This window comes from uncultured Sphingomonas sp. (genome assembly GCF_964244235.1).
Lineage (GTDB): Bacteria > Pseudomonadota > Alphaproteobacteria > Sphingomonadales > Sphingomonadaceae > Sphingomonas.
Genome location: NZ_CAXTII010000007.1, coordinates 1 through 22,948, shown reverse-complemented (window position 1 = coordinate 22,948; position 22,948 = coordinate 1). Strand labels below are relative to the sequence as shown.

At 65.1% G+C, this 22,948-nt stretch carries 20 protein-coding genes; 13 read left to right on the top strand and 7 right to left on the bottom strand.

The genetic code is table 11. The annotated features are described in order from the left end of the window. Positions 1–15: 15 nt before the first annotated feature. The gene (locus ACFE7D_RS02555) at positions 16–1,074 is read right to left on the bottom strand and encodes a sulfate ABC transporter substrate-binding protein (protein WP_375393858.1); all 1,059 of its coding nucleotides are present in this window, start codon (positions 1,072–1,074) and stop codon (positions 16–18) included. Between the two features lie 205 nt (positions 1,075–1,279). On the opposite strand from ACFE7D_RS02555, the gene ACFE7D_RS02550 reads away from it, so the two are divergent. The 4 genes from ACFE7D_RS02550 to ACFE7D_RS02535 all read left to right on the top strand — a co-directional run bounded on the left by ACFE7D_RS02550 (position 1,280) and on the right by ACFE7D_RS02535 (position 6,740). Continuing rightward, positions 1,280–1,765, top strand: a complete 486-nt coding sequence (locus ACFE7D_RS02550; protein ID WP_375393857.1) for a hypothetical protein — start codon at positions 1,280–1,282, stop codon at positions 1,763–1,765. An 80-nt stretch (positions 1,766–1,845) separates the two neighbouring features. Then, positions 1,846–3,891, top strand: coding sequence for a prolyl oligopeptidase family serine peptidase (locus ACFE7D_RS02545; protein WP_375393856.1), 2,046 nt, complete (start codon positions 1,846–1,848; stop codon positions 3,889–3,891). 105 nt (positions 3,892–3,996) lie between these two features. Continuing rightward, positions 3,997–5,496: a DUF1800 domain-containing protein gene (locus ACFE7D_RS02540; RefSeq protein ID WP_375393855.1), complete on the top strand. Its 1,500-nt coding sequence runs from the start codon at positions 3,997–3,999 to the stop codon at positions 5,494–5,496. A gap of 20 nt (positions 5,497–5,516) precedes the next feature. Next, complete coding sequence (locus ACFE7D_RS02535) at positions 5,517–6,740, top strand: DUF1501 domain-containing protein (protein ID WP_375393854.1); 1,224 nt, start codon at positions 5,517–5,519, stop codon at positions 6,738–6,740. A gap of 9 nt (positions 6,741–6,749) precedes the next feature. Here ACFE7D_RS02535 and ACFE7D_RS02530 read toward each other — a convergent pair whose 3' ends face one another. Beyond that, the gene (locus ACFE7D_RS02530) at positions 6,750–6,899 is read right to left on the bottom strand and encodes a hypothetical protein (protein ID WP_375393853.1); all 150 of its coding nucleotides are present in this window, start codon (positions 6,897–6,899) and stop codon (positions 6,750–6,752) included. 242 nt (positions 6,900–7,141) lie between these two features. Next, on the bottom strand, positions 7,142–7,909 hold the full coding sequence (locus ACFE7D_RS02525) for a hypothetical protein (protein ID WP_375393852.1): 768 nt from the start codon (positions 7,907–7,909) through the stop codon (positions 7,142–7,144). A 156-nt stretch (positions 7,910–8,065) separates the two neighbouring features. Here ACFE7D_RS02525 and ACFE7D_RS02520 point away from each other — a divergent pair, with 156 nt between their 5' ends. From ACFE7D_RS02520 to ACFE7D_RS02500, 5 genes are read left to right on the top strand one after another with little or no spacing between them, the layout of a single operon-like run. Then, positions 8,066–8,530: a dihydrofolate reductase gene (locus ACFE7D_RS02520; protein WP_375393851.1), complete on the top strand. Its 465-nt coding sequence runs from the start codon at positions 8,066–8,068 to the stop codon at positions 8,528–8,530. 38 nt (positions 8,531–8,568) lie between these two features. After that, positions 8,569–9,504, top strand: a complete 936-nt coding sequence (locus ACFE7D_RS02515; RefSeq protein WP_375393850.1) for a bifunctional riboflavin kinase/FAD synthetase — start codon at positions 8,569–8,571, stop codon at positions 9,502–9,504. Further along, positions 9,501–12,578: an isoleucine--tRNA ligase gene (locus ACFE7D_RS02510; protein ID WP_375393849.1), complete on the top strand. Its 3,078-nt coding sequence runs from the start codon at positions 9,501–9,503 to the stop codon at positions 12,576–12,578. Before ACFE7D_RS02515 ends, ACFE7D_RS02510 begins: the two co-directional genes overlap by 4 nt. Next, positions 12,571–13,077: a signal peptidase II gene (lspA, locus tag ACFE7D_RS02505; protein WP_375393848.1), complete on the top strand. Its 507-nt coding sequence runs from the start codon at positions 12,571–12,573 to the stop codon at positions 13,075–13,077. The genes ACFE7D_RS02510 and lspA overlap by 8 nt, the downstream gene beginning before the upstream one ends. After that, entirely contained in the window at positions 13,070–13,489 is a 420-nt protein-coding gene (locus ACFE7D_RS02500) for a DUF3035 domain-containing protein (protein WP_375393847.1), read from the top strand. The genes lspA and ACFE7D_RS02500 overlap by 8 nt, the downstream gene beginning before the upstream one ends. 33 nt (positions 13,490–13,522) lie before the next feature. Here ACFE7D_RS02500 and ACFE7D_RS02495 read toward each other — a convergent pair whose 3' ends face one another. The 4 genes from ACFE7D_RS02495 to ACFE7D_RS02480 are packed head-to-tail and all read right to left on the bottom strand — an operon-like array spanning position 13,523 to position 17,915. Further along, on the bottom strand, positions 13,523–14,299 hold the full coding sequence (locus tag ACFE7D_RS02495) for a TorF family putative porin (RefSeq protein WP_375393846.1): 777 nt from the start codon (positions 14,297–14,299) through the stop codon (positions 13,523–13,525). A 1-nt stretch (position 14,300) separates the two neighbouring features. Continuing rightward, the gene (gene metC, locus ACFE7D_RS02490; RefSeq protein WP_375393845.1) at positions 14,301–15,548 is read right to left on the bottom strand and encodes a cystathionine beta-lyase; all 1,248 of its coding nucleotides are present in this window, start codon (positions 15,546–15,548) and stop codon (positions 14,301–14,303) included. Further along, positions 15,503–16,330, bottom strand: coding sequence for a sulfurtransferase (locus ACFE7D_RS02485; protein WP_375393844.1), 828 nt, complete (start codon positions 16,328–16,330; stop codon positions 15,503–15,505). The genes metC and ACFE7D_RS02485 overlap by 46 nt, the downstream gene beginning before the upstream one ends. Before the next feature lie 22 nt (positions 16,331–16,352). Then, complete coding sequence (locus ACFE7D_RS02480) at positions 16,353–17,915, bottom strand: cryptochrome/photolyase family protein (RefSeq protein WP_375393843.1); 1,563 nt, start codon at positions 17,913–17,915, stop codon at positions 16,353–16,355. A 19-nt stretch (positions 17,916–17,934) separates the two neighbouring features. Between ACFE7D_RS02480 and queF the strand changes: the two genes are divergently transcribed. From queF to ACFE7D_RS02460, 4 genes are all read left to right on the top strand, one after another. Continuing rightward, positions 17,935–18,381 carry a preQ(1) synthase gene (gene queF, locus ACFE7D_RS02475; RefSeq protein ID WP_375393842.1) on the top strand — a complete coding sequence of 149 codons (447 nt, stop codon included), beginning with the start codon at positions 17,935–17,937 and terminating at the stop codon, positions 18,379–18,381. A 273-nt stretch (positions 18,382–18,654) separates the two neighbouring features. Then, a complete protein-coding gene (locus tag ACFE7D_RS02470; protein WP_375393893.1) occupies positions 18,655–20,772 on the top strand; it encodes a glycosyltransferase in 2,118 nt (705 codons plus the stop codon). A gap of 49 nt (positions 20,773–20,821) precedes the next feature. Beyond that, the gene (locus tag ACFE7D_RS02465) at positions 20,822–22,102 is read left to right on the top strand and encodes a glycoside hydrolase family 130 protein (protein ID WP_375393841.1); all 1,281 of its coding nucleotides are present in this window, start codon (positions 20,822–20,824) and stop codon (positions 22,100–22,102) included. A 403-nt stretch (positions 22,103–22,505) separates the two neighbouring features. Then, on the top strand, positions 22,506–22,880 hold the full coding sequence (locus ACFE7D_RS02460; protein WP_375393840.1) for an IS630 transposase-related protein: 375 nt from the start codon (positions 22,506–22,508) through the stop codon (positions 22,878–22,880). Positions 22,881–22,948: the final 68 nt, after the last annotated feature.

The window sequence follows — 22,948 nt, the reverse complement described above, 5'->3', positions numbered from 1 at the left end:
CGTCCCGGTCGGAGATTAATGCTTCAGCCCCGCATAGATTTTGTCGAACACGCCGTCATCCGCGAAATAGCGTGCCTGCGCCGCCTTCCAGCCGCCGAAATCCTTGATCGTGACGAGATCGAGTTTCGGGAAGACCTTCGCATATTTCGCCGCGACCTGCGGATCGCGCGGGCGGTAGTAATTCTTCGCGATCAGTTCCTGGCCCTGCGGCGTGTACAGGAAATTCAGATAGGCATTGGCGACGTCGGTCGTGCCGTGCTTCGTCGCATTGCCGGCAACCAGCGCTACCGACGGCTCGGCCAGGATCGATATCGACGGGATGACGACGTCGAACTTGCCCCCGCCCGTTTCCTTCTGCGCGAGAAACGCCTCGTTTTCCCATGCCAGCAGCACGTCGCCGATCCCGCGTTCGACGAAGGTCGTCGTCGCCCCGCGCGAGCCTGAATCGAGCACCGGCACATTCGCGATCAGTTTCGTGACATAGGCCTGCGCGGCAGTCTCCGACCCGCCTGCCTTGCGGCCATAAGCCCAGGCAGCGAGGAAGTTCCAGCGTGCGCCGCCGCTGGTCTTCGGATTGGCGGTGATGACCTGCACCCCCGGCTTCGTCAGATCGCCCCAGTCGTGGATCCCCTTGGGATTGCCCTTGCGCACCAGCAGCACGACCGTCGAGGTGTAGGGCGCACTGTTGCCGGGAAGCGCGGCCTGCCAGTTCTTCGGGATCAGCGTCGTCTTGTCCGCAATCGCATCGACGTCATAGGCGAGCGCCAGCGTGACGACATCCGCCGCCAGCCCGTCGATCACCGCACGCGATTGCTTGCCGGAACCGCCGTGGCTCATCTTGATCGACACGTCCTGGCCATGATCCGCCTTCCACTTCGCGGCGAAGGCGGCATCGACGTCCTTGTAGAGTTCGCGCGTCGGGTCGTAGCTGACGTTGAGCAGTTCGACCGGGCCCGTCGTCTTCTGCGCGGTCGAATTCTGCGACGCGCTGCCCCCCGGCGAGCACGCGGCCACCATCATCGCCGTCAATGCCGCCATTGGTCGCGCCAGCCGCGCATAAGTCCCGTTCGCCATTCGTGCCTCCCTTGGTCGATTGTCGGCGAACCTATCGGCATTCGGGCGAGCGGCAACCAAGTTCGGCGCGCGGTCCGCCGCAGTTTTTCTACTTGCGTTCCGGCTGAAACAAAAGACGCGGTGGAGGTTGCATTTTGCCGGGCCGGAGCCGAGCATCCTCCGGTCGGGGCGGGCCGGTCATGGCCGCCATCCAGGAGGAGCAGCAATGATCGTCGGATATACCAGAATGCGCATTTCGTTGTGCGCGACGGCATTGGGATTGACCCTGGCGGCGGTGGCGATCGCCTCGCCGACAAGTCAGGCTGTGGCGCAGTCCACCGGCCAGATCGTCTCGCAGCCCGCGCGCGACGTCGGCATCGCCAAGACGACGATCCCGCCGCTGCTCGTGAAAGTGAGCCAAGACCCCTACACCACCGATGGTACGAGCAGTTGCGCGCAGATTTCGTCGGCGATCGCCGCGCTGAACGGCGTCGTCGGTCCCGATTTCTCGTCGTCTCCGGCAAGGAACAAGAAAAACATGGCGAAGATCGGCGGGTCGGCGGTGGTGAATTCGCTGATCCCCTTCCGTGGGATCGTCCGTGCCGTCAGCGGGGCGAGTGCGGCGGAACAACGCCGGAATGCTGCGATCGATGCCGGCTTTGCGCGCCGGGGGTTCCTGCACGGGCTGCAGATCGCGCGCAAATGCCGCTGATCGCGCGACATGCCTGACCTGCCGCCCGAGGGCGCGAATGTCGCCCTGTCAGCCCGTCCTGCCCGATTCGAAAGTACGCCGTGATCCGTCCCCTGTTGATGCTTGCGTTCCTGTCCGCCACCGCCGCCACCGCGCAGGTGGTGCCCGAAGTGGTCGGGCCGTCGCGAGTCTTCACCCCGCGCGATGTCTTCTCGCTGGCGCAGGCGACCGATCCGCAGATCAGCCCGGACGGCAGGCGGATCGCCTATACCCGCGCGTCGGGCGACATCATGATCGATGCCGAGCGCCGCGAGATCTGGCTGATCGACGTGGCGAGCGGCCGGCAGACCCCGCTTGGGGTCGCGGGCAGCTCGCGGCCGCGCTGGTCGCCGGACGGCACGCGGCTGGCCTTCACCGCGCATGCCGATGGACAGAAACCGCAAATCTACGTTCGCTGGATGGAAACGGGGACGAGCGCCGCGATCACCGCGCTGCCCGAAAGCCCGGCGGACATCGCCTGGTCGCCCGACGGGCGGATGATCGGCTTCACCATGTTCGTCCCTGGCGACGGCAGCAAGCTTGGCGCGCCGATCGCGAAGCCCGACGGCGCGAAATGGGCGGAGCCGCTGAAGATCATCGGCCAGGTCCATTACCGCGCGGACGGGGCGGGGTATCTGCGGCCCGGCTACAATCACGTCTTTGCGGTATCCGCGGACGGCGGCGCGGCGCGGCAGCTGACCTTCGGCGCGTTCGACGACGGCCGCAATGTGGATTGGACCGCGGACGGGCGGCACCTGCTGATCGCGACCAACCACGGCAAGGACCCGGAGCGCGACCCGCTGAATTCGGACATCTTCACGGTCGATGCCGATACCGGCGCGCTGCACCGGCTGACGACTCGCGCCGGGCCGGACGAACAGCCGGTGGCGTCGCCGGACGGCCGGCTGATCGCGTATGTCGGGTTCGACGACAAGCTGCTGGGATACCAGAACCACGTCCTGTCGGTGATGAACGCCGACGGCAGCGGCACGCGCGTGCTGACCGCCGGGCTGGACCGCGATGTCGGCGACCCGATCTGGTCGGGCGACGGGCGGTCGATCACCGTCGAATATGCCGATCACGGCGTCACCAAGGTCGCGCGGGTCGGCCTGGACGGCGGTATCTCCATAATCGCGTCGGGCCTGGCGGACGGCGAACTCGACCGGCCCTATTCCAGCGGAGAGTTCAGCGTGTCGAAGGGCGGCGCGGTGGCGTTCACGATCGGCGACGCGACGCATCCCGGCGATATCGCGGTCGTCGGACGGGGTGGTGCGGTGCGCCGGCTGACCGATCTCAACCGCGAATTGTTCGCCGGCAAGACGCTCGGTACCGTCACGCCGATGCCGGTTACGTCCTCGGCGGGCAAGCTGCCGATCGATGCGTGGATGGTGATGCCGCCCGTTTTCGATCCGACGCGCCGATATCCGATGATCCTGGAAATCCATGGCGGCCCGTTCGCCAGCTATGGCCCGATCTGGTCGACCGACGACCAGCTCTACGCCGCTGCGGGCTATGTCGTCGTATACGCCAATCCGCGCGGATCGACCTCCTATGGCGAGGCGTTTGCCGACCGAATCCACCATAATTATCCGAGCGAGGATTATGACGACCTGATGAGCGTCGTCGATGCGGCGATCGCCGGCGGGCACGTCGATCCGAATGCGCTCTTCGTGACCGGCGGGTCGGGCGGCGGCCTGCTGACGGCGTGGATCGTCGGCAGGACCGACCGGTTCAAGGCCGCGGTGTCGCAGAAGCCGGTCATCAACTGGACGAGCGAAGTGCTGACCACCGACGGCTATACATCGATGGCGCGTTACTGGTTCGGCAAGATGCCATGGGAGGATCCCGAGCAATATTGGCGCCGTTCGCCGCTCAGCCTGGTCGGCAACGTGAAGACCCCGACCGCGGTGATGGTCGGCGAGGAGGATCACCGCACCCCGCCGAGCGAGGCCGAGCAATTCTACGCCGCGCTACAGCTACGGTCGGTTCCGACCGTCCTGATCCGCGTGCCGAGCGCGAGTCATGGCGGGCTCGCCGATCGGCCGTCGCAGCTGGTGGGGGAGAATGCGGCGATTCTGGCATGGTTCGATCGCTATCGGGCGAAGTAACTGCTCCTCTCAGAAGAGGGGCAATGACCTTTCGACCGAAGCCGCGCTAAAGGACCGGTTCATCCGGTACGGTTCAAGGATATTCGCGAACAGACAGGAAAAGCCATGTTCCGAGTCGTTGCCCTTTCCGTGATGGCGCTGGCCATCACCGCTCCCGCGACCGCCGCACGTCCCGATCCCGCCGCGCGGTTGGCCTGGGCGAACCGGTTGACCTGGGGGATGACCGCCGATTTGCCCTCAGGTGATCAGCCCGGTTCGGATCGCTGGCTCGCCGCGCAATTGGCGATGACGGACGCAGTGCTGCCCCCCGCGGCGGCACAGCAGGTGGCCGTATTGCGCATCAGCCGGGAACCGCTCGCCGCGGTGGTCGTCGAAGAGGATGCAGCCAACCGCGCCTCCAGTACATTGACCGATCCGGTACAGAAGAAGGCGGCGCGCGACGCGTACCAGCAATCGATGAACGCGCTGGCGGACGAGGCACGCACGCGGTCGATCCTGCGCGACCTCTACGCACCGGACCAGCTACGTGAACAGATGACGTGGTTCTGGTTCAACCATTTCAACGTCCAGGCGGGCAAGCGCGACGTGCGGGCGATGGTCGGCGATTACGAGGATATGATCCACGCCCATGCGCTCGGCCGTTTCCGCGACCTGCTGTCGGCGACGCTGCACCATCCGGCGATGCTGCGCTATCTCGACAACGACCAGAACGCCGCGGGGCGAATCAACGAGAATTACGCGCGCGAGATCATGGAGCTGCATTCGATGGGCGTCGGGTCCGGCTACAGCCAGGCCGACGTGCAGGAGCTGGCGCGAACCCTGACCGGGGTCGGGGTGAACCTGAAACCGGACGCGCCAAAGCTGAAACCTGCGTGGCAGCCGCTGTACGTCCGCGCCGGCCTGTTCGAGTTCAATCCGGCGCGGCACGATTTCGGCGACAAGCATTTCCTCGGCCACACGATCAAGGGATCGGGACTGGGCGAGGTGGATGAGGCGCTCGACCTGATCGCGCGGTCTCCGGCGACCGCGCATCATGTCGCAGATGAGATCGCGACCTATTTCATGGGCGACGCACCGCCCGCCGCAACCATCGACCGGATGGCGGCGACGTTCCGGCACAGCGACGGCGACATCGCGGCGGTGGTGCGGACGATGGTACGATCCCCCGAATTCGCTGCTTCGCTCGGCCGTACCTTCAAGGATCCGGTGCATTACGCCGTATCCGCGGTGCGGCTGGCGTATGGCGACCGCGTGATCCTGAACGCGCAGCCGGTGATCGGCTGGATGAACCGGATGGGCGAAGGGCTGTATAACCACGAGACGCCCGACGGCTATTCGATGGCCTCCGCCGCCTGGTCGGGCCCGGGGCAGCTTGCGACCCGGTTCGACATCGCGCGCCAGATCGGCGGCGGCGCGTCGGGGCTGTTCCGGCCGGTCGGCGCGACCGCGGACCAGCCGGCGTTTCCACAGCTGCAGAACGCTTTATATTATGAAGGATTGTCGGCAAGCCTGACGCCGGCCACGAAGCAGACGCTGACCCAGGCGACTTCGCCGCAGGAATGGAACGCGCTGTTCCTTTCCTCCCCCGATTTCATGCGCCGGTAGCCGCAAAGGAGCATCGTTCCATGCACATACCCCATTTTCATCGCCGCGACCTGCTGGTCGGTGCCGCCGCCCTGTCGCCGATGGTCGTCGCCGGGCGCGCCTTCGCAGCTCCCCGGGCGGGCAGCAAGCTGCTCGTCGTGTTCCTGCGCGGCGCATATGATGCCGCCAACATCGTCGCGCCAACGGGCAGCGATTTCTATCATCAGGCGCGTCCGACGATCGCGCTCGGCAAGCCCGATCCCGCCGATCCGAAGGCCCCGCTGCCGCTCGATGCGGACTGGAGCCTGCATCCAGCGCTGAAGGACAGCATCTACCCGTTGTGGCAGAAGGGCCAGATCGCGTTCGTGCCCTTTGCCGGCACCGACGACATGAGCCGCAGCCATTTCGAGACGCAGGACACGATCGAACTGGGTCAGCCGGTCGGCGGGCACCGCGATTACGGATCGGGCTTCATGGCGCGGCTGGCGGGCGTGTTGGGGCGCGACGATCGGCCGATCGCATTTACCGACCAGCTTCCGCTGTGCTTCCGTGGCGGGACCGATCCGATCCCGAACCTCGCGATGGCGAATGTCGGCAAGCCGATCGACGCACGTCAGGCCAAGCTGATCGAGACGATGTATGCCGGACAGCATATCGGGACGAGCGATCTCGGACGGTCGGTGACCGAAGGCTTCGCGGTGCGCGACACCGTCTTCCACACGCTGGACGACGAGATGAAGGCAGCGAGCCGCGGCGCGGTCAGCGCGCGCGGGTTCGAATTGTCCGCACAGCGGATCGGCGTGCTGATGCGCCAGCAGTTCAATCTGGCGTTCGTCGATGTCGGCGGGTGGGACACGCACGTGAACCAGGGGAATGCGACGGGTTATCTGTCCGACCGGATCGGCGAGCTCGGCCGCGGACTGGCGGGCTTTGCGGACTCGATCGGCCCGGACGCGTGGCGTACCACGACCGTGGTCGTCGTGTCCGAGTTCGGCCGGACCTTCCGCGAAAATGGCGACAAGGGCACCGACCATGGCCATGGCAGCGTCTATTGGGTGATGGGCGGTGGCGTGTCGGGCGGTCGAGTCGCGGGCGCGCAGTCCGCGGTCACCGCGGCGACGCTCAACCAGGGCCGCGATCTGCCGGTGCTGACCGATTATCGCGGGCTGGTAGGCGGATTGGTGAAGCGTCAGTTCGCGCTTGGCCCGACGCAGCTAACGGCGCTGTTCCCGCGTGCCGACCCGATCGATCTTCGCCTGCTTTGATGCCGACGATCAGGCGGCGAAGAGCGATCCGGAAAAGCTGTCCGCGCAACTCTGGGCGAACGCACGGCTTGCTTGACTGAGCTTGATGACGCCCGCGCTGTCATCGAACACCACGTCGCCGACGACCAGCAGAACCAGGACGAGTGCCAACGCTTTCATGCGCCGATCATAGCCGCCAGACGTTAATGAAAGATTTTGATTCTCAGCCTGTGCCGCGGACGTTTCACATCAATGATGGAACAGAAGATACAGCACCAGGATGACCGGGATCGGCACGCCTACCAGCCACAAGATACATCCCTTGCCCATCGTCAATTCCTTGTGATTGCCGGACCGGCGTAACGATCGTCCGAATGCGCCGGTTCCGGCTGCGCGCGCGCTCAGCGAAGACGCCGCGCCGGTTAGTGGATTTCCGTACCGCTTTCGGTCCAGGTGATCCGGATATTTACCCAACTGCCGACCAGCCGCCTGCCGCCGACTCGCGGGGGGCGGACGAGGAACTGCCACGCGGCCTCGCGCAGCGACCGCGCATAGCCCGACCCCAACGGCGATTCGCCGACCGTCCGGCAATTGTCGACATGGTAGTTTTCGATGGTCCGGCACGCGATCTCGCCCCAGCCGACCGGCGGCGCATTCGCCGGCAGGTAATGAACCAGTTCGGCATGCGACGGTTCGCGGTACCATTCGACGTTATAGTAACGCTGCCCGCCCGGGCCCGCGCCGGGACCGTAAGCCGCGGCGCTGTCCTTGCCCGATCCCTCGCCCGTGCCCTCGCTTTCGCTCGGTGCGTTGTGGATCTTGCCGACATCGCTCGCCGCGAACAGCGATCGGTCGCCGAACAGCGACATGTCGACGGGCGGCGGCGGATTTTTCGCGGGCGGTGGCGGGGTCGGCGTCGCGACGTGCGCGACCCGGCCGCTGGTCGCCTGCTTCACCTTGGTCACCGCCTTGGCCTGCGTCTTGGGTTTTTCCCGGTTGTCCGCATCGGGAATCATCTGGAAGGATACCGGATTGCGGACCTCCGGTTTCCTGGGCTCCAGATAGGGCGTGAGCCGCAGCAGGAAGAAGAAGATGAGCAGGTGCGCCGCGATCGTGAGCGCGAGCGACGCCGCGCGTCGTCGCTTGGAGGCTCGATTGGGATCGAAGGGCTGGGCATACGCCGACGGCATCGGCGACGCCGCTACGACGGGCGCTGGTGCGCTGCAACAGAATCGAGGGCGATCGATACTCTTTGCGAACCAAATAAGCTCCCCTAGGATGCAACCCATGTATTATGATGTCGAAGCGATGACCGAACCGTCATTTTCCTCGTTCGACGACGCCGCGTGATCACATTGATCCTTGCCCGTGCGGACAATGGCGTGATCGGGCATGACGGTGCGCTGCCCTGGCGGCTGCCCGCGGATCTGCGGCGGTTCAAGGCGCTGACGACAGGCCGGCCGATGGTGATGGGGCGCAAGACGTTCGACGGCTTCCCGGTACCGTTACCGGGGCGGTGGCATATCGTCCTGACCCGGGACCGGGACTGGACCGCAGCGGGGGCGGAGCCGGTCGGGTCGGTTGCGGAGGCGCTCGATCTGGCGGGCGACGACGCGGCGGTGATCGGCGGCGCGGAGATCTATGCGCTGTTCCTGCCCCATGCCGGCCGGATCGAACTGACCGAAGTCCATGCCACGCCAGGCGGCGATACCGTCGTGCCCGCCTTTAACGGCTGGCGGGAAGTGGCGCGGGAGGATCATCCGGCGGAGGGCGATCGACCGGCCCATTCGTTCGTGACGCTGGAGCGGTAGGGCTTTTCCCCCGCGACCCCCTTACCTATAGCCGCCGCATGATGCGGATCGACGGCGGCACCCCGGTGCCGGCCTCCCTTCGCGGCGGAACCGTCGCGCTCGGCAATTTCGACGGGTTCCATCTGGGACACCAGGCGGTCGTCGGTCGCGCGGTGGGCTTGGCGCGCGCGGCAGGATGCCCGGCGATCGTCGCGACGTTCGATCCGCATCCGGTCCGCCATTTCCGCCCCGACGCCCCCGCCTTCCGCCTGACGAGCCTCGACCAGCGCGAGCGGCTTTTCGCCGCGGCGGGCGCGGACGCGATGCTGGTGTTCCATTTCGACGCCGCGCTCGCCGCCTTGTCCGCGGAGGACTTCATCGCCGAGCGACTGGCGCGCAATATCGGCGCGCGCGGTGTGGTGACGGGGGAAGACTTCACCTTCGGCCACGACAAGCGCGGCACGACCGCGATGCTTGCCCGCCTCGGCCCGGCGCACGGCATGACGGTGGAAACGGTCGCACCGGTCACGCTCGATGGCGAGATCGTGTCGTCGACGCATATCCGCACCGCGCTGAAGGCGGGCGACCCGCGCACCGCCGCGCGGCTGATGACCCGACCGTTCGCGATGAAAGGCCTGGTGCAGCACGGCGACAAGCTCGGCCGGACGATCGGCTACCCGACCGCCAATATCGACATGGGGAAATATCTGCGCCCCGCTTACGGCATCTATGCGGTAACGGGTCGGCTCGATGACGGCCGCGTGCTGAAGGGCGCGGCGAATCTGGGGATCCGCCCGAGCTTCGATCCGCCCAAGGAATTGCTGGAGGCGTATTTCTTCGATTTCGCCGAGGACCTGTACGGGCGGACGGTCGAGGTCGCGCTGGTGGAATTCCTGCGCCCCGAGGCGAAGTTCGACGATCTGGACGCGCTGGTCGCGCAGATGGACGCCGATTGCGCGCGGGCGCGGGCTATCCTAGGTGCCGGTAACCTATGACCGACACCCAGACCGACACCGTTCCGAAAGATTGGCGCGACACCGTCTTCCTGCCGAAGACCGACTTCCCGATGAAGGCGGGCCTCGCCCAGAAGGAACCCGCGATCCTCGCGCGGTGGGAAGAGATCGGCCTGTACGACCGCCTGCGCGAACGGCGTGCGGGCCGCGAGCGGTTCGTCCTCCACGACGGCCCGCCCTATGCCAATGGCGACATCCATATGGGCCACGCGATGAACAAGGTCCTGAAGGACATCATCGTGCGCAGCCAGTCGCTGCTCGGCAAGGATGCGCCCTACGTTCCCGGCTGGGACTGCCACGGCCTGCCGATCGAATGGAAGGTCGAGGAAGCGTACCGCGCCAGGAAGCTGAACAAGGACGACGTCCCCGTCGCCCAGTTCCGCGCCGAATGCCGGGCGTACGCCGAGAAATGGGTCGCGGTGCAGCGCGCCGAGTTCGAGCGGCTGGGGGTGATGGGCGACTGGGCCGACCCGTACCTCACGATGAAATACGACGCGGAAGCCGCGATCGTCGGCGAGCTTTTGAAGTTCGCCGAGAGCGGTCAGCTGTATCGCGGGGCGAAGCCCGTGATGTGGTCGCCGGTGGAAAAGACCGCGCTCGCGGAGGCGGAGGTTGAGTATGAGGACATCGTCTCGACGCAGATCGATGTGGCGTTCGAGATCTTGGAGGCACCCAACTGCCCAACCATACAGAACCTGCTAGATCAGGGAGAGATGGTGGAGGCAGTTATATGGACGACCACCCCGTGGACGATTCCAACTAATCAAGCTATTGCCTATAAGCCAGCTTCCGCGGCCATTTATCAGCTGCTGATTGACCGACGCTTGCCAAAGAAGCGCTACTTGCTTCTTTTAGCAAGAAAGTTTGAAGAGCTTGTTGGTCTTATGGGTTTGCAGCCCCCAGCAATATGGAATGATGGCTCGTCACCTTTCGAAACCGGTGAAACTATCCTTGGGACAGCATTGGAAGGTGCCACCGCACGCCACCCTATGCACGCGCTCGGCGGATTCTTCGCGAAGCCACGCCCGTTCCTCCCCGGCGATTTCGTCACCACCGATGCCGGCACCGGACTCGTCCACATGGCCCCGGATCACGGCGAGGACGATTTCGAACTCTGCAAGCAATATGGCATCGACCCCGTCTTCGCGGTCGACGGCGCGGGGATGTACCGGGCGGACTGGGCGTGGCTCGGTGGGCAGGGGAGCGTCATCAACAAGAAGTTCGTCGCCGCGGACGGCCCGATTTGCGCCGATTTGCGCGCCGCGGGGGCGTTGCTGGCGGCTAGCGACGACTATGCGCACAGCTATCCGCATTCGTGGCGGTCGAAGGCGAAGGTTGTTTTTCGCGCGACGCCGCAATGGTTCATTCCGATGGACAGGGCGCAGGACGAAACGCCCTCTCCCCTTGTGAGAGAGGGAAGGGGCCCGCTCGCGTCAGCGAGTGGGAAGGGTGAGGGGGACGCCGCTGGCGATCTGAGCCCCACTCCCCCTCATCCTTCCGCGACTGCGTCGCTCCCTCCTTCTCCCACAAGGGGAGAAGGAAATATGGCGACGCTCCGCGAAGTCGCGCTCGACGCCATCGCCGCCACCCGCTGGGTGCCCGCCCGCGCGGAGAACCGGATCACCGCAATGGTCGCCGGACGCCCCGATTGGGTCATCAGCCGCCAGCGCGCTTGGGGGGTGCCGATCGCACTCTACGTCAACCGCGCGACCGGTCAGTATCTGAACGACCCCGCGGTCAATGCGCGCATCGTCGCGGCGTTCAAGGAACATGGCGCGGACGCGTGGTATGCAGACGATCACCAGGCGCTGCTCGGCCCCGATTACGCGCTCGCCGACTACGAACCCGTCAAGGACATCCTCGACGTCTGGTTCGACTCCGGCTGCACCCACGTCTTCACCGTCGAGGCACGCTACGGCGCCGATGTCCGCGCGAACCTGTATGTCGAGGGGTCGGACCAGCATCGCGGCTGGTTCCAGTCCTCGCTGCTCGAATCCTGCGGTACGCGCGGGCGCGCGCCCTATGACGCGGTGCTGACCCACGGCTTCGCGCTCGACGGGCAGGGGCGCAAGATGTCGAAGTCGCTCGGCAACGTCGTCGATCCGCTGAAGATCATCGGCGAGAGCGGCGCGGACATTCTGCGCATGTGGGTCGCTTCGACCGATTATTTCGACGATGTGAAGATCGGCAAGGAGGTCCTCGCCACCGCGTCCGACGCCTATCGCAAGCTGCGCAACACCTTCCGCTACCTGCTGGGCGCGCTCGACGGGTATGACGATGCGGAGAAGGTGCCGGTCGCCGAGATGCCGGAGCTGGAACGCTACATCCTCCACCGGCTGGCGATGCTCGACACCGAACTGCGCGAGGCGGTCGGCGGGTATGAGTTCAACCGCTACACCCGTCTGTTGACCGATTTCGCGCAGGACGACCTGTCGGCCTTCTTCTTCGATATCCGCAAGGACTCGCTCTATTGCGACGCCCCCGGCGATCCGAAGCGGCGCGCGTACCGGACGGTGCTCGACATCCTGTACCACGCGCTGGTCCGCTATGCCGCGCCGGTGCTGTGCTTCACCGCGGAGGAGGTCTGGCAGGCGCGCTTCCCGAGCGAGGACGGGTCGGTGCATTTCCTGGAATGGCCGGTGTTGCCGGAGACATCGCTTGACGATGGTTTAGTCGGCAAGTGGACTACGATCAGAGGCGCTCGTTCGCATGTGAACGACTTGCTTGAGCGTGCCCGCCGCGAAAAGGAAATTAAGACCGGGCTTGAGGCTGTCATCAGGCTGTGGCCTGCAAAGGAAGACAATCTTGATCCGCTTCAGACCGCTGATTTGGCTGAGGCGTTCATCGTGTCTGAGGTTTCGGTGCAGGACGCATCCGGCTATCCGGTTATCTCAAATCCAACCGTTGCTGGCGCTCGATGGAGTTATGGCGGCGGTACGATAGAGTTAGAAAAGACCGCCAACCACAAATGCGGCCGCTGCTGGCGTCTCCTCCCCGAAGTCACCGAAGACGGCACGCTCTGCGCCCGCTGCGACAGCGTGGTGGCACATGCGTAGCGTCAACGGCTTCGCTACCGCCGCTGCCGTGTTCGTCGCCGACCAGGCGATCAAGCTTGCGGTCACCGGTCCGCTCCACATCGACATGCTCGGCGCGGTCCGGCACCTGACGCCGTTCTTCGCGCTGCGCTTCGTGCCCAATGTCGGCGTCTCGCTCGGGCTGCTGCCCGCGGACGGCAGTGTCACCCGCTGGGCGCTCGTCGCGATGACCGGGGCGATTGCGCTGGGCGTCGCGGTCTGGATGACGCGCGAGACCAGCCGGCACGACCGGGTCGCGCTCGGCTTCGTGCTGGGCGGCGCGTTCGGCAATATCGTCGACCGGGTGCGGCTTGGCTATGTCATCGACTATGCCGATCTGCATATCGGCGGATGGCGTCCCTTTTTGGTCTTCAATGTCGCGGATGCGGCGATTACGGTAGGGGTGCTCGTGCTGCTCGTCCGTGCGCTGCTGGTGCGTGAGAAGCCGAAGCCTGTTTCTGTGGAGAATTCCAATGCGTAATCTGGTGCCGATCGCCGCGGGGCTTGGCGTGGTCGTCCTTCTTTCGGGCTGCATGCATAACAAGGGCTATAACCGGCAGCGTCCCGACGAATTCGCGGTCGCGCGACAGGCCCCGCTGGTGATTCCGCCCGATTTCGCGCTGGTACCGCCGGCACCCGGTGCGATCCGGCCGCAGGATCAGGGCATCGGCCAGACGCAGACGCTCGACGCGCTGTTCGGCGGTACCGCCCAGCGCAGCGCCTCGGAAAGCGCGACGATCGATGCGGCTGGTGGCGATTCGAGCGATCCGGGCGTGCGGTCCGGTGTCGGCGATCCGAAGACGAACGTCATCGACAAGGGCGCGACGACCCGCGACATCGTCGCCGCGCCGCAGGGCGATGGGCAGGACGCGAAGGCATCCACGCCGAAGTGAGCCAGGCGGCGACCCGCGTTGCCGTCCTTATTCCTAGAAGCTGAACCCGACATAGCCGAGTACCGTCGATCCGCGGCCCAGCCTGCGGGCATGGCCGCCCCGTTCGGTGACGTCGGTGTCGACATAGGTCATGCCGACCTTGACCGGACCGCCGGCGGCTTCCGCATTGACCGACCAGTCCCAATAATGGTCGTCGGCCGGATCGGGATTGACCACCCCGAGCGCGCCCTGGGTATGGCCGACATGACCCTTCAGCGTCACCGGCGTACGCGGCACGCCGAGGGAGGCTTCGCCATAGAGATAGAGATTGTCGTTTCGCCGCGGTGTGACGTCGAGCCCCGGCTGACCGCCCCAGGCGTAATTGCCGCCGACCTTCGCCGATACCGGGCCGATGGTGTAGCGCAGCGAGGCATAGGGTTCGAAATAATCGGTCTTCACGCCCTTGATGCCGCCCGGATAGGCATAATAGAGCAAGCCGGCATCGACACCGATCGCGCTGAACGTCCGGGTATAGCCGCCATACAAGTCGATCTCGGCATCGCCATGGCCACGCAGCAAAGGGGTTTTGCCGCTGCCGTCGATGTTCGATACCCATGTGCCGACGTAGAAACCCGTCTGTGACGCGAGGGTGACCGTGCTTTGCACCGCAGGGCCGCCATCGGTTCGCGTCAGACCGCGGAAGCGGTAGTCGGAGGTGAGGGTCACGCCGCCCGTCAGCTTGATCTCCGGCGGGGGCGCGGTCTGATCCTGCGCCAGTGCAGGCGTCGCGCCGACGATCGCGAGGCCGATCAGGATCAGGGCGATGCGCATCCTATCGCTGCGCCCCCCGGGCCGCGCGGAATGCGGATAGCCCGGCATCGAGATCGGCGATCAGGTCGGCGGGATCCTCCAGCCCGATCTGCAACCGGACGAGCGGCCCGGCGAAGCGGCGGGGCTGGCGACCGGCCGGCGGGTTGGCGGGAATGGCCAGGCTTTCGAAGCCGCCCCAGCTGAAACCGATCCCGAAATGCGTAAGCGTGTCGATCAACGCCGCGCGCGCTGCATCGCCGCCGCCATCGAGCACGACGGAGAACAGACCGGACGATCCCTTGAAATCGCGGACGAAGAATTCATGACCGGGACAGTCGGGCAGGGCAGGGTGAAGCACCGCGGCGACGCCGTCCTGTTCCTTCAGCCAACGCGCGATCGTCAGTGCGCTCGATTGATGCTGCGCCAGGCGAACCGCCATCGTCCTGAGGCCGCGGCTGCCGAGCCAGCAATCGTCGGGGCTGGCGACCTGGCCCAATTGGTGGCTGGTATCGCGAAGCGCCGCGAAATGGCCGGGGCCAGCGGTGACCGAACCGAGCATCACGTCCGAATGGCCGACGACATATTTGGTGCATGCCATCATCGTCAGGTCGATGCCATGTTCGATCGCGGGAAAGAACAGGGGCGTCGCCCAGGTATTGTCGAGGATCGTCGTAACCCCGCGGGCCCTCGCCGCGGCGACGATGGCGGGGATGTCCTGCACCTCGAAGGTCAGACTGCCGGGGCTTTCGACCAGGATCGCGCGCGTGGCATCGCCGATCAGGTCGGCGATGCCGGCACCGATCAGCGGATCGTAATAGCGCGTCGTGATGCCGAAGCGTTTCAGAAGCTTGTCGGCGATTCCGCGCGTCGGATCGTACGCGCTGTCGACCAGCAGCAGCTCGTCGCCTTGCGACAGCACGGACAGCAACGCGGCGGCGAGCGCGGCGACGCCGGAGGGGTAGAGGAACGTCCCTTCCGCCCCCGGCTCCAGTGCCGTCAGCGCATCGGCCAGGCTCCACTGCGTCGGCGTGCCCCGCCTGCCGTAATACAGTCTGTGGTGGCTGTCGCGGTGCCCGTTCTGGCGCAGGTCCTCGACCGAATCATAGAGGATCGTCGATGCGCGCCATACCGGCGTGTTGACGATCCCCTGCGTCCATTCGGGCCGACGGCCGGCGGTGACGACGCGTGTCGCATCGCCCAGCGGCGCATGGTCGTCGGCCGCGCTCACGCCGCGCCGGTCGCCTTGGGTGTGGAGGGGTCCGCACCCCATTCGGACCAGCTGCCGTCATACACTGCGGCTTCGTTCCCGAGCAGATGCGCACCGAACGCCAGGACGGAGGCGGTGATGCCCGACCCACAGGTCGTGACGATCGGCTTCGACACGTCGACCCCCGCATCCTCGAATGCCGCCTTCAGCGCATCGCCCTGCTTCCACGTGCCGTCGGCGTTGAACAAGGCGGTGAAGTACAGGTTCTTCGATCCCGGGATGTGCCCCGGTTCGACACCCGCGCGCGGATCGGCCTCCGTGCCGGTGAAGCGCGCGGGGCTGCGCGCGTCGATGACCTGTTCGGCATGGCTGTCGAGGTTCGCCTGCATCTGGTCCAGCGTGCGGACGCCCTTGTCGTCCGCCCAGACGGTGAAATGCCGGTGGCGCAGCTGGCGTTTGCCGCCTTGCGTCTCGCGTCCTTCCGCCTGCCATTTGGCGAACCCGCCATCGAGGATCGCGACGTCATGCGCGCCGAACGTCCGGAGCATGAACCAGGCGCGCGCCGATGTATGATGCGGCGAATTGTCGTACAGCACGATGCGGCTGCCGTCGCCGAGCCCGAGCGTCTGCATCCGGCTGGCGAATTTCTCCGCGCCGGGCAGCGTGTTCGGCAGGGGCGCGGCGGTGTCGGCCAGCTCCTTCAGGTCCAGGAACACCGCGCCCGGGATATGCGCCGCCTCGTAATCGCCGGCGGCATCGCCCTCGATCATCGTCGCGTCGAGGATCCGCAGATCGTTCGTGCCAATCTGGCTCTCGAGCCATTCCGTCGTCACCAACGCATCCATGTTCGTCTCCTTGTTCGCTTCCCTAGTCCGCGGCGTTCGCGCCGTCGAGGGATGCCAGATAGGTCGCCGCCTGCGCGCGCGTCGCGTCGCGGTCGGCCGGCTTCATCCGCGCCCAGTTGCGATACGGCATCGCCAACCGGACGTTACGCCCCAGCTTGTCCTCGTTGCGGACAAGGAAATCCCAGTACAACGCGTTGAACGGGCAGGCATTCTCGCCGACACGCTTCTTCACGTCATAGCGGCAATGCCGGCAATAATCGGACATCCGGTCGATATACGCGCCAGACGCCGCATAAGGTTTCGACCCGAGCAGCCCGCCGTCCGCGAACTGGCTCATGCCGAGCGTGTTGGGCAGTTCCACCCATTCATACGCGTCGGCATAGACCTCCAGATACCATTCATGCACCTGTCTGGGATTCGCGCCGATCAGCAGCGCGTAATTGCCCGTCACCATCAGCCGCTGGATATGGTGCGCATAGGCGTGGGTCAGAGTCTGGCCGATCGCCTGCGCCAGGCAATGCATGTCCGTCTCGCCGGTCCAGTAGAAGCCGGGCAGATCGCGGGTGGCATCCAGGAAGTTGCGATCGACATAATCCGGCCCCTCGCGCCAATAGATGCCGCGCATATATTCGCGCCAGCCGATGATCTGCCGGACGAAGCCCTCGACCGCGTTGATCGGTGCCTTGCCTTCGTCGAACCGCGCCGCCGCCTGGCGACACAGCTCCAGCGGATCGAGCAGGCCTGCGTTGATGTACGGCGACAGGATCGAGTGCCACAGATAAGGCTCGCCGGTCAGCATCGCGTCCTGATAGTCGCCGAACCGCGGCAGCGCATGATCGAGGAAATGCCGCTGCTGGCGCATCGCATCGGCTTGCGTCACCGCGAACTCGAACCCGTCCAGCGTGCCCGGATGATCCGCAAACCGATCGGCGACCAGCGCCAGCACGTCTGTGGTGATCGCATCCGGCGGAAAGGCGATCGGGCGCGGCATCAGCAGATCGTTGCTGGCGGGCTTCCGGTTCTGCGCATCGAAATTCCATTCGCCGCCGACCGGATCGTCGCCGTCCATCAGCAGCCCGGTGCGGCGGCGCATGACCCGGTAGAAGTATTCCATCCGGAGCGATTTGCGATCCGTCGCCCATTCGTCGAAATCCGCATGGCTCGCGACGAAGCGGATGTCGCCGCGGATATCGACGGGGATGCCGAACAAGGTTTCCCAGCCGTCGAGCATCGCCGCGACGCGCCATTCGCCCGCTTCGGTCACGACGATTCGGTCGGGGGCGTAGCGATCGACCGCGCGTGCGATCTCGCCGGTGAAGCTGCCGGCATTGTCGGGATCATCCAGCGTCACGTAATCGACCGTCCAGCCCTCCGCGCGCAGCATCTGCGCATGATGACGCATCGCGGAAAGGAGGAACGCGATCTTCTTCTTGTGATGGCGGACATAGGTCGTTTCGTCCGCCACCTCCATCATCAGGACGATGGTGGAGGCCGGATCGGCATCGGACAGCGATGTGATATCGCGTGTCAATTGATCGCCGAGGATCGGGACCAACGTCCGTGCCTTGCTTTGTTTCGCGACCATCCCGTCCTACATCCGCGCCATGACCCCGATGCATCTAGGCCAGACGAGCGCTTTGCCTGCTTCCCCGGAAGAAGCGGTGCTCGATTACGTTCCCAATCCGCGGCCCGGGCGGACCTATCTCGTCCGCTTCGCCGTGCCGGAATTCACGTCGCTATGTCCAGTGACGGGCCAGGCCGATTTTGCCCATCTGGTGATCGATTATATTCCGGACGCAACGATCGTTGAATCCAAATCGCTGAAGTTGTTCCTGGGCAGCTTTCGCAACCACGCCGGTTTCCACGAGGATTGCACGGTCGGCATCGGCGAGCGGCTGGTGGCGGAAATGATGCCGATATGGCTGCGAATCGGCGGCTATTGGTATCCGCGCGGCGGCATCCCGATCGACGTCTTCTGGCAGACCGGCGCACCACCTGCCAACCTTTGGTTGCCCGATCAGGGGGTTACCCCGTACCGTGGACGAGGTTAAATTCCGTCCGAGCCAAACCCCTTGCTGCGTCGCAACATTAATGCAACCTTTCTGAGGGGTTTTCGTTCTCATCTCGACGGAGTCGCTATGCGGCGCTGCGCCGAAGCGGAACTAAGCAGGATGGAGCACGCATTGGCTGAAGCGGCGGAGATCAATCACATTGCGCTGATCGGTAATTTCCTGCCGCGCAAATGCGGACTCGCGACCTTCACGACCGATGTCTACACCGCGATGCGCGGCCGTTTCCCCGACCTTGCCGTCGATGTCTATGCCATGGACGATTATCCCGGTCGCTACGCCTATCCTCCTGAGGTCACCGCCGCCATCCCGCAGGACGATCTGTCGTCCTATATCGCGACTGCGCGGTCGATCGAGACCAGCGGGGCGGAGGCGATCTGGGTTCAGCACGAATACGGCATCTATGGCGGCCCCGCGGGTGAATATCTGCTCGCGCTGCTGGACCGAACGACGCTCCCGGTCATCGTGACCCTGCACACGATCCTCGAGAAACCGAATGCGGACGAACGCCGTGTGATGGAGGGGCTGCTCCGCCGCGCGTCGCGGATCATCGTCATGGCGGATCGCGGCGCTGACATCCTGCAGCGCGTCTACGGCGCAAATCCGCGCCAATTGGTCATGATCCCCCACGGCGTCCCCGACCGCGATGTCGTCGAGCCCGACACGTTGAAGGCGAAGTTCGGCTGGGAGGGGCACAAGGTCGTTCTGACGTTCGGGTTGCTGGCACCGAACAAGGGGATCGAGACGATCATCAATGCGCTGCCTGCGGTCATCGAACGTCACCCGAACCTGCTGTATGTCGTGCTTGGTGCCACCCATCCCAATCTGGTGGCCCGTGAAGGTGAGGCGTATCGCGACCGGCTGAAGGCATTGGCCGAGAAGCGCGGTGTTGCGGCCAATATGCAATTCATCGATGCGTTCGTCGATCACGACGACCTGATCCAGTATCTGCAGGCCGCCGATATCTACGCGACGCCTTATACCAACCCGGCGCAGATCACCTCTGGCACATTGTCCTATGCGATCGGTGTCGGCAAGGCGGTGGTCTCCACGCCCTATGCGCATGCGACGGAGATCCTGGCGGACGGCCACGGGGTCCTTGTCGATTTCCGCGACTCTGCAGCTTTCGCGCGGGAGATCGATCGGTTGCTGTCCAGCGACCGCGATCGCACCCGGCTGTCGGCGCGAGCCTATGCCCGCGGGCGGACGATGATCTGGCCGCGCCTCGCCGAAGCGGCGATCGCGCAGATCCGTCAGGCGGTGGCGGCCAAGCCGCTGCGTCTGCCGAACACGGTCGCGCCGCGTCCGCTGACCCCGGATATTGCCGCGGTCGAGCGGATGAGCGATTCGACCGGTATGTTGCAGCATTCGATTTATTCGATCCCCGATCGCCGTCATGGCTATTGCATCGACGACAATGCCCGCGCGCTGATGTTGATGAGCGCGATCGACGACCTCGATCCGATCCAGCGTGACAAGTGGACGACGATCTACGCGTCGTTCGTGCAATATGCCTGGAATCCCGATGCGCGGCGGTTCCGCAACTTCATGAATTTCGATCGGACCTGGTGCGAGGATGTCGGGTCCGAGGATTCGAACGGGCGCACCTTGTGGGCGCTCGGCGTCACCGCACGCGATGCGCGGGATCGCAAGCATCGCGACTGGGCGACGGTGATGTTCGACCTGACCGCCAGCATGGCGTTCGAGCTCGGCAGCCCGCGGGCGCAGGGTTTCGCTATGCTCGGTGCCGCGGCGATGCTCGAGGCGCGGCCGCGCCATGTGCTGTCGCTGCAAATTATCGAGCGCTTCGCCGACGGTCTGATGGAGTTGCTTGCCGAGACGCGTCGCCCCGAATGGCAATGGTTCGAGATCGTGCTGGCGTATGATAACGCCCGTCTGCCTCAGGCGATGATCCGCGCGGGTCAGGCGTTGGAGCGCGATGATCTGGTCCGGTGCGGCCTGTCGACGCTTGACTGGATCGTCGGCAAGCAGACATCCCCCGAAGGCCGTTTCCGTGCGGTCGGCACGGAGAGCTTCGGCCGCGCCTATGGCGATCCCCTGTTGTTCGACCAGCAGCCGCTGGAGGCGCAGGCGACCGTCGATGCATGCGTCGCGGCGTATGATGCGACGGGCGACCAGCGCTGGATCGACGAGGCGATGCGCGCCTATGGCTGGTTCCTCGGGCAGAACGACCTTGATATGCCGCTCGCATCGTCCGACGATGGCGGTTGTTTCGACGGACTGATGCCGACCGGATTGAACCGCAATCAGGGTGCGGAGTCGATTTTGGCGCTTCAACTGGCGGGCTGTGCGATTTCTGGGGTTTCAAAGCGCGGGGAAAGCGTGGCAGGGCCGTCGCGCGCCGTCGCCTAGCCTTGCTGGTGCCGGTCATGGACCGGCAGTAGCGAGACGATACGGCGCGATGGATTTGTTTACCCACAGCCTGAAGCTGCATGCGGACCCGTCGCGCGTGGTCGTCCGCCCATTCCACATTGCCTGGGGCGCAAATACGCAGGCCCCGAGCCGCACCGAACGACTGGTCGGCGAAGTGCTGGACATGTCGCCCGTCGAGGCGGCGAACCAGCTCGAAGTCGTGCTGAAGGATTTCGAGGCGCGGCACTGGCAGACGCGCCGCGTCTTCATGACCCGGTACGATCAGATCGCGGACCAGCTCGGACTCGACGGTGCGGAGATCGGCGACGAAAAGCGCCAGCTGATCGGTGCGTATTTCTGCCACGAATACAGCTATGCCGCCGCCGCATTGATGAACCCGTCCGCGGTGCCGCATTTCGACCAGTCCGGCATGCCCGCAGGATCGATTCGATTGCTTATGTCCATGCGCGCGGTTGGCGAGGGGCATATCTCCTCCGTCGCCTTCCGCGAGGGCATTATCACCGACGCCCACGAGCTGACGCTCGCCCCCGAACCGCCGTTCGCGACCGCGACCGATGCGACCGGCAGAGGCGAGGACAAGATGCCGGAGGGACCGGTGACGGTCTATCGCCACCGCGACAGCACCTTGTCCGGCACCGTGATCTTCCCGATCACCGCCGCGCAGTCCAAGGGGCTGGAGGACATGCGCATCGTGCAGTTCTCCCACGACGACGGCGGCGTGGAATGGATCGGCACGTACACCGCCTATGACGGCGCGACGATCCGCTCCGAATTGATGCGTACGCGCGATTTCCGGGCGTTCGATCTCGTCCCGATGACGGGCACCGCCGCGCGGAACAAGGGCATGGCACTGTTCCCGCGCAAGGTCGGCGGGCAATATATGATGATCGGCCGGCAGGACGGCGAGAACCTGTTCCTGCTCAAGTCCGACGACCTGACGCACTGGGACGACGGCGACCGCATCCTGGAACCGCGCTATCCGTGGGAACTCGTCCAGATCGGTAATTGCGGGCCACCGATCGAACTCGACGAGGGCTGGCTGCTGCTGAGTCACGGCGTCGGCGCGATGCGCAAATATTCTATCGGTGCGGTGCTGCTGGACAAGGACGATCCGTCCAAGGTCATCGGGCGGACGGTGGAGCCGATCCTGTCCGCGAAGGATCAGGACCGCGAGGGGTATGTTCCCAACGTGGTCTATTCCTGCGGCGCAATCCGCCACGGGGATACGCTGTTCATCCCGTACGGGATTGCGGACAGTTCCATCGGGTTCGCGTTCGTGTCGATCGGGGAATTGCTCAAAGTCATGTGACGCGGCTAGCGGCTAGTCGACTAGACCGATCGATGCCGCGTCCACATTAGCTCTTGGATCGATGCGGCATCGGGCAGGTCGTACTTTCAGGAATACCCGGTTGAGGGTTGGTCTCGTCAACGACTATTCGCTGGACCTGGTGCCGTACGAGTGGAAACCAAGTGAGGTAGTGGTATAAATGGACGTCATGCCCGTCATCGGAGAATGCAGCGCCCCAACCGGTTATCACACAGTCCAGTCCGGGTTGAAGAGTGACTGATTTATCTGGTGCACGCGCATAATCACCTACAACGAAAAATAAGCCGAGCAATCCGATGGTGCTTAGAGCCGTTTGTGAGCTGAGGGATTCACAAGAGCGATAGGTTCTGATTCAACGTGCTGGCGGGGATGGAGGCTGGTAGCGATGACGAGAGCGTATTCGCAGGATCTGCGCGACCGAGTGATTGCAGCGGTGGAGGATGGCGGGGTGTCCCGACGTGAGGCGGCGCGCCATTACCGGATCGGCGAGGCGACAGCGGTGCGATGGTTGCAAGCGGTCCGACAGGGTCGGCGGGGACCATGCGCGCAAGGCGGCGACCGGCGCTCGCGCCTGCCGGCCCATGCGGCGTGGCTGCTGGCGCTGATCGAGGCGGAGGCGGATCTGACGCTGGCCGCTGTCGCGGCACGATTGCTGGCCGAGCATGGTGTGAAGGCGGATGCCGGCATCCTGAGCCGGTTCTTCACGGGCCGCGGGATCAGCTTCAAAAAGCGTCTACGCGACCGAGCAGCTGCGGCCTGACGTCGTGGAGCGGCGCGAGGCATGGCGGGCGATGCAGCCGCTGCTGTCGACCACGCGGCTGATCTTCC